Annotated in this window: 3 protein-coding genes; all 3 read left to right on the top strand. The window is 67.5% G+C overall.

Going from position 1 to position 7,831, the window contains the following annotated elements; genetic code table 11:
* Positions 1-10 precede the first annotated feature (10 nt).
* Positions 11-1,972: a TIGR03960 family B12-binding radical SAM protein gene (locus I3F54_RS27015; RefSeq protein WP_240121531.1), complete on the top strand. Its 1,962-nt coding sequence runs from the start codon at positions 11-13 to the stop codon at positions 1,970-1,972.
* A 470-nt stretch (positions 1,973-2,442) separates the two neighbouring features.
* Complete coding sequence (locus I3F54_RS27020; RefSeq protein ID WP_240121535.1) at positions 2,443-4,503, top strand: restriction endonuclease; 2,061 nt, start codon at positions 2,443-2,445, stop codon at positions 4,501-4,503.
* 310 nt (positions 4,504-4,813) lie between these two features.
* Positions 4,814-7,831, top strand: a 3,018-nt coding sequence (locus I3F54_RS27025; RefSeq protein WP_240121532.1) for a DUF6531 domain-containing protein, incomplete at its 3' end; no start/stop codon positions are given.

Consider the following 7,831-nt stretch of genomic DNA (forward strand, 5'->3'; position numbering starts at 1 on the left):
GTTCGTCGAGATGCCTGCCGAAACTGCTGCGTCGGTGTTCCCGCAGCTCGAAGCTCTGCTCCCGCATGTGCAGAAGCCGATCCAGTACGTCGGCGGAGAACTCAACTCCACGGTCAAGCCGTGGGAGTCCTGCGACGTCCACTGGGCGCTGATGTACCCGGACGCGTACGAGGTCGGCCTGCCCAACCAGGGCGTCATGATCCTCTACGAGGTCCTCAACGAGCAGGAGGGCGTCCTCGCCGAGCGCACCTACAGCGTGTGGCCGGACCTGGAGGCGCTGATGCGCGAGCACGGCGTCCCGCAGTTCACGGTCGACAGCCACCGCCCGGTGAAGGCCTTCGACGTGTTCGGCCTCAGCTTCTCCACCGAACTCGGCTACACCAACATGCTCGCCGCCCTCGACCTCGCCGGCATCCCCCTGGAATCGGCCGACCGGGCCGTCGACGACCCGGTCGTCGTGGCCGGAGGCCACGCGGCGTTCAACCCGGAGCCGATCGCCGGCTTCATCGACGCCGCGGTGATCGGCGACGGCGAGCAGGCCGTCCTCGACATCACCAGGATCGTCCGCGAGTGGAAGGCCGAGGGCCGCCCCGGTGGCCGCGACGAGCTGCTGCTGCGCCTGGCGAAGACAGGCGGGGTGTACGTTCCGCGGTTCTACGACGTCGAGTACCTGCCCGACGGGCGGATCGGCCGTGTCGTCCCGAACCGCTCGGGCGTGCCGTGGCGCGTCTCCAAGCACACCGTGATGGACCTGGACGAGTGGCCCTACCCCAAGCAGCCCCTCGTACCGCTCGCCGAGACGGTCCACGAGCGGATGTCCGTGGAGATCTTCCGCGGCTGCACCCGCGGCTGCCGCTTCTGCCAGGCGGGCATGATCACCCGCCCGGTGCGCGAGCGCTCCATCACCGGCATCGGCGAGATGGTGGACAAGGGCCTGAAGGCGACCGGCTTCGAGGAGGTCGGCCTGCTGTCCCTGTCCTCGGCGGACCACAGCGAGATCGGCGACATCGCCCGCGGCCTGGCCGACCGCTACGAGGACGACAAGATCGGTCTCTCGCTGCCCTCCACCCGGGTCGACGCCTTCAACATCGACCTGGCCAACGAGCTCACCCGCAACGGTCGCCGCTCGGGCCTGACCTTCGCCCCGGAGGGCGGCTCCGAGCGCATCCGCAAGGTCATCAACAAGATGGTCTCGGAGGACGACCTGATCCGGACCGTCGCCACGGCCTACGGCAACGGCTGGCGGCAGGTGAAGCTCTACTTCATGTGCGGCCTGCCCACGGAGACCGACGACGACGTCCTCCAGATCGCCGACATGGCCACGCGCGTGATCCAGAAGGGCCGCGAGGTGTCACGCTCGAACGACATCCGCTGCACGGTCTCCATCGGCGGATTCGTCCCCAAGCCGCACACCCCGTTCCAGTGGGCGCCGCAGCTGTCCGCCGAGGAGACCGACGCCCGCCTGGAGAAGCTCCGCGACAAGATCCGCGGTGACAAGAAGTACGGCCGCTCCATCGGCTTCCGCTACCACGACGGCAAGCCGGGCATCGTCGAGGGCCTGCTCTCCCGCGGTGACCGCCGCATCGGCGCCGTCATCCGCGCCGTCTACGACGACGGAGGCCGTTTCGACGGCTGGCGCGAGCACTTCTCCTACGACCGCTGGATGGAATGCGCCGACAAGGCCCTGGCGGACTTCGGCGTGGACGTCGACTGGTACACCACCCGCGAGCGCACCTACGAGGAGGTCCTCCCCTGGGACCACCTCGACTCCGGCCTGGACAAGGACTGGCTCTGGGAGGACTGGCAGGACGCCCTCGACGAGACGGAGGTCGAGGACTGCCGCTGGACCCCGTGCTTCGACTGCGGCGTGTGCCCCCAGTACGACACATGGCCACAACTGAGCAACAGCGGCAAGAAGCTGCTGCCGCTGACGGTGAAGCCGTCGGCTCCGACCGGGGGGCACGGTCACTGACATGAGCGGGGCACTCGATCGGGTGGTTGAGGCCCTGGCGGGGGCGAGTGAGGACGAGATTGCTGCCGTGTTGGCTACCGCGGGTGCGTCGAGCCGTCGGCCATTGACGCCGAAGAGCGGGCCTCGGACGCCCTTGCCGGTGCCGTGCGGCTCCTCGGGTATCGACTCCGAGGTGGAGTGGGTCTGATCCTCTCCCGGTCTCGGTCAAGCCCTGGTCCGAGCTTCTGAGCCCTCTTCCTGTCGCGGGAGGGGGCTCAGTCGTTTCGGTGTCGATCTCGCAGTGCCGTCTGACGAACCCATGGCTACCCTTTGAGGGTGGTGACCTGCGGAGATAGACGAAGTGGGTTGCGTTGGGCAAGTCCATAGGCGGGGCGGCTGTTGCTGGATACAGTCGTTTCGTCACTCCTGGTTGCGGGGGCAACCAGAGTCTTGGTCGGCGCTGCCGACGTTCTGGGGAGGGCTTGCAGTACATGAGTCGTCGTTCTCGTGGTTTTGTCAGTGTCTGGGCTGAGATGCAACGTCAGCAACAGCGTGAGCGCGAGGCTGAAGCCAGACGGGAGAGGGAGCAGGCTCGGCAGGCGCGCGCCTACCAGCGACATGTTGCGCAGACTCACAGGGAGTATCGGCAAGCGGAGGCCAGGCGGCGTACCGAGGAATTGGACGCGCAGGTGGCCTCCCTGCAAGGGGTACTCGCGGCTGGATGTCGGGCTCCGGCCTTCAGAGCGGCCTCGTTGATGCGCTCTGAAGCGGTTCAGCCTTTCTCGCCAGGGCCGCTGGCGGTCCCGATTCCCATGCCGGACCCGAATCAGTATCGAGCCCAGGGTAGGTGGACTGCGAGTCGGCGAGCGCAGGCGGAGGCCGAGGCACGTGCCCGCTTCGAACAAGACTGGCATGCGGCGCAGGCCGCAGAGGCGCAACGGCAGCAACAGTTAGCGGCACAGCAGCGTGAGTACGAGCAGTGGGCAGAAGGGCAGCGGTCGGAGGTGCGTCGGCACAATGCCGGTATCGCCGACGTTACTGAAGGGGTTCGACGGAGAGACCCTGACTCCGTCGTTGAGTATTTCTCGGCGGCCCTCTACTCCTCGATGGCGTGGCCCGAAGGGTTCCCCCGGCAGGTTGCGGCGGCGTACGACGCGGCGGCACGACAGTTGGTGCTCGACTGGGAGTTGCCGGGGTACGGGGTCGTGCCTGAGGTCAAGTCGGTGCGCTATATGCCCACCGTTGACCAGGACAAGGAAACTCCACGTCCCAAGGGCCAGCGTCGGGCGTTGTACCGCGAGGTTCTGGCGCAGTGCATGCTGCTGGTGATGTGCGAATTGTTCGCGGCGGACGAGTACGACGCACTCGAGTCTGTGGCGCTGAACGGATTCGTGGACGACCACGATCCGGCGACGGGGCGGCAGGCGCACATCTGCTTGGCGACTGTCATGGCACAGCGGTCGGTGTTCACCGGGTTGCACTTGGAACAGGTGGACGCGGTCAGTTGCCTGACCGACGGTCTTCGGGGACAGCTTGCGTCTCGGCCGGACGAGCTGGGCCCCGTGCGGCCTGCCCGCAAGCCGCAGGACGTCGGAAACCACGTGGTCACTCACGGCGGCGACGAGGAACCGGATCTGTACGAGATGGATCCGATCGCTTTCGAGTCGCTTGTCGCCGACCTCTTCCGGGCCATGGGCATGCAGGCCGTGACGACGCAACGCTCGAACGACGGCGGCGTGGACGTCGATGCCGTGGACCCCACGCCGGTCCGTGGCGGCAAGATCGTCGTGCAGGTTAAGCGCTACCGCAACACTGTGCCGCCCACGGCTGTCCGTGACCTGTACGGCACGGTGCAGGACGCAGGCGCCAACAAGGGCGTCCTGGTGACGACAGCAGGGTTCGGCCCCGGCTCGCACACTTTTGCCAACGGCAAGCCGTTGGAGCTCATCTCAGGCAGCGAACTCATCGACCTGCTCCACCGGCATGGACTGCGCGGACGCCTGGGTGAGGGTGGACGAGCAGCGCGATCGCCGCAGCCGTCGCCGCCGAGCGCCACGACCCCACCCAATGACTACAACGTGTTGGGCATGTCCTGGTCCGGGAACGTTGCGCTGGATGTGTGCGCGCTCGTCTGCTCCGGCAACCGAGTTCTCAGCGACGACCACTTCGTCTTCTTCAACAACCTTCAGACCCCGGACGGCTCGGTATGCGCGCTCCCGGCCACGCACCCGGACAAGGCAGCAATCCGGGTTTCCTTCGACTCGCTGCCAGAGAGTGCCGACCGGTTCGTTCTGGTGGCCGCCGTTGACCCAGAGGCCAACCCGGACGCGGATCTGTCTGGGTTCACGGACGCGTGTATCCGACTCCTTGACCCCGCGATGGCAGAACTCGGCCGCCTTGACGTCTCCGACGGGCGGCCTCAGGAGACTGCCTTGGTGCTCGGTTCTTTCCGACGTAGAGCCAGCGGCGACTGGGATTTCGTGCTCGGCGGCAAGGGCTATGCAGGCGGACTCGAGCAACTCGTTCAGGACTACGGCATCGAGGTGGAGTAGCGATGCTGCGCTCATGTGTAGTGGGGGGCTTGCCCTGCCATGGACACGCAGATCCAAGTCGGCCCGACCGGGAAGAAGCTGCTGCCGCTGACGGTCAAGAACGCAGGCCGGGCGCCCACTGCAGGTGGCCACGCGCACTGATGTGGGAGAGTCACCCGAATCGGGCGAATGAGGTGCTGTTGGCCGTTCGGGCAGGTCACTCTCGCTGACATGCGCAACCGGGGCTCCATCCAGAACGTCTCCGTCGGTGGGCTTCTGAAGTGCACTCGGTGGCCTCGCTCTTGCGCGGGACATACGGGGGATCACAGGGATGGGCTACACGATTCCGGGCTGGCTGGACCAGGTTCTGGACTACATCGGCATCCATTTCCCGAACGTCGACGAGGACGACTACCGTCACATGGCGACTGCCATGCGGGAGTTCGCCGACAAGTTCGAGGGACACGGCGCGGACGCGCACAAGGCGGTGGAGCAGATCCTCGCCTCGTCCAAGGGCTGGGCCGTGCACTCGATGCAGACCCACTGGAACCAGGTCAGGGCCGGTCACCTGGACAAGATCCCGGAGCTGGCCCGTCTGTTCGCCGACGCCTGTGAAGTGGTCGCGGACATCATCTTCGGGATGAAGACGAAGGCCGAGGCCGAACTCGCCGTCATGGCAGGCACGGTGGGCCTCTCGATCGGCGCGGCCTTCATCACCGGAGGCCTCTCCGCGGTACTGGGCGCGGCCGAGATCACGGCCATGCGCCAGCTGGTGAAACGCATCATCGACGAGGCGGCCGACCAGATCGTGAACGAGTTGATCGCCAAGGTCACCGAGCCGGTCAATGCCAAGCTGGAGGCAATGGTCGAGGACGCGGTCCTGGACCTGGCGAACGACGCCTTCTCCCTGCATCCCGACCCGACCGGCATCGGCGCGGGCGGAAGTGCGGGTAGCGGCGGTGGCCAAGGGGCCGGTGGTGGCGGTGCTGGTCATGGCCACGGGCACGGCGGCATGCAGCTCGCCTCGGCGGGCGGCGGCTTCGTGCTCGACTCTGCCGGCGGCGGTGGTGGCGCCGACCTGTTCATCGACCACGAGGAGTTCGAGAGCGGCGCCGGCAAGGTCTCCTTCCACGGCAGCGAACTGCATCTGAACAGCGCGGCCCCGCTCGGCCGGGCCAAGGGCTTCTTCGGCCGTACCAAGGGTAGGGATCCCTTCACCCGGGCCTTCGACTCGGTCCTGGAAGGTGCACTGCACGGCTCCGAGAAGGCCCTCGGCAAGATCGCCAAGCACGTTACGGAGACGGTGCCGGACCGGGTGAGGGCCGCTTCCCGGCTGCACAAGCACAACGACCGCGACGTCCGCAGCAAGATCGACGGTATCGCCCTGGGCCGGGACGGCCGCGGCGAGGACAGCGGTGACCGTCTCTCCGGCTCGGGCGCCCATCTCAAGATCGGCGCCCACGACAAGCACGATCCGGACCGGCTGCAGCGCTCCAAAGACGCCCGCGCCCTGGCGAACAAAGAGACCTGCGGCGACCCGATCGATATGGCATCCGGCCAGATGATTCTGGCCCAGACCGATGTCGACCTGTCCGGCATCCTCCCGCTGGCCCTCCGCCGTACCCATCTTTCCGGCTACACGCACGGCGCCTGCTTCGGCCCGTCCTGGGCCTCCACCCTGGACGAGCGCCTGGAATGCGACCCAAGTGCGGATGGCGTGTGGTGGCGCCGCGAGGACGGCTCCAGCCTCTACTACCCACGCACCCCGGACATCGTCGGCGACCGCGTCGACCCGGTCGCGGGCGAGTGTCTGTCGTTGACGTATGTGTCCCTGGGCGCCCGGTACGTGCTGGTGGTGCAGGACCCCTACACGGGCCTGACCCGGCATTTCGAACCCGCCGAGGCCACCGATGGCATCTGGTGGCTGGCCAGGGTCGAGGACCGTAACCACAACCACATCACCCTCGAACGCGACGCAAACGACATCCTGCTGGAGGTCACCCACTCCGGCGGCTACCGGTTGACACCGACCTGCGCCGAGGGCACCGGCCGGGTGACCGCCGTGCACGCCCTGACTGAGGACGGCCCGGTACGGCTGCGCGGCTATCGCTACGACGAGAGCGGTGACCTGGCCGAGGTGATCAACGCCGTCGACGCGACCACCCGCTTCACCTACGACGAAGAGCACCGCATCACCGGCTGGTGCGACAGCAACGACACCTTCTTCGCCTACACCTATGACGACCGGGGCCGGGTCACCGCGACCCGGGGCAGTGGCGGTTTCCTCACCTCCCGTATCGCATACGGCGATCCGGACGCCGACGGGACCACCACCGCCACCTACACCGACTCCCTCGGTCATGCCACCGTCTACCGTGCCAACCCACGCGGCCAGATCGTCGCGATCACCGATCCGCTCGGGAACACGACCATCCAGACCTGGGACGACCGGGACCACCTGCTGACGCGTACCGACCCCCTGGGCCACACCGTGGTCCACCGCTACGACGACGCGGGCCGGCTCGTCGCGGTGGTACGCCCCGACGGCGCCGAGATCACCGCGGAGTACGGCGAGTTCCCGCAGCCCGTCAGCGTCCGAGCCCCCGACGGCAACGTCACCTGGTACACGTACGACGAGCGCGGTAACCGCATATCCATCACCACTCCCGCCGGCCACACCACTCGCTTCGCCTACGACGAGGCGGGGCGCCCGACCTCGGTCACCGACCCGCTCGGCGACGTCACCACCATCCGCTGCAACCCGGCTGGGCTGCCCCAGGAGATCACCGATCCGCTCGGGGCGGTCACTTGCCAGACCCATGACGCCCTCGGCCGCTCCGTCACCCGCACGGACCCCACGGGGGCGACGACCCGGCTGGAATGGACACCCGAGAACCGACTGGCGCGGCGCACTCTGCCGGACGGCACCCGCGAGTCCTGGACCTATGACGGTGAGGGCAACTGCACCTCCCACATCGATCCGCTCGGCGGCGAGACCCGTTTCGAGTACACCCACTTCGACCTGCTCACTGCCCGCACGACTCCCGACGGGGCGCGCCACGAGTTCGGCCACGACACCGAGCTGCGCCTCACCCGGGTCACCAACCCTCAGGGACTGGTCTGGAGGTACACCCGCGACCCGGCGGGCCGCCTCGTCGTGGAGACCGATTTCGACGACCGCGCGCTCAGCTATCGGCACGACGCCGCGGGCCGCTTGGTCGCCCGGACGAACGCCCTGGACGAGACCACTGTCTTCGAGCACAACGCGCTGGGCCAGATCGTCAACGCCGCTGCGTTAGGGATCTTGATTCGTCCACAACCCCCGCCTGAACAGCAGGAACGGGACTCC

The organism is Streptomyces sp. MUM 2J (assembly GCF_022414535.1).
Classification (GTDB): domain Bacteria; phylum Actinomycetota; class Actinomycetes; order Streptomycetales; family Streptomycetaceae; genus Streptomyces.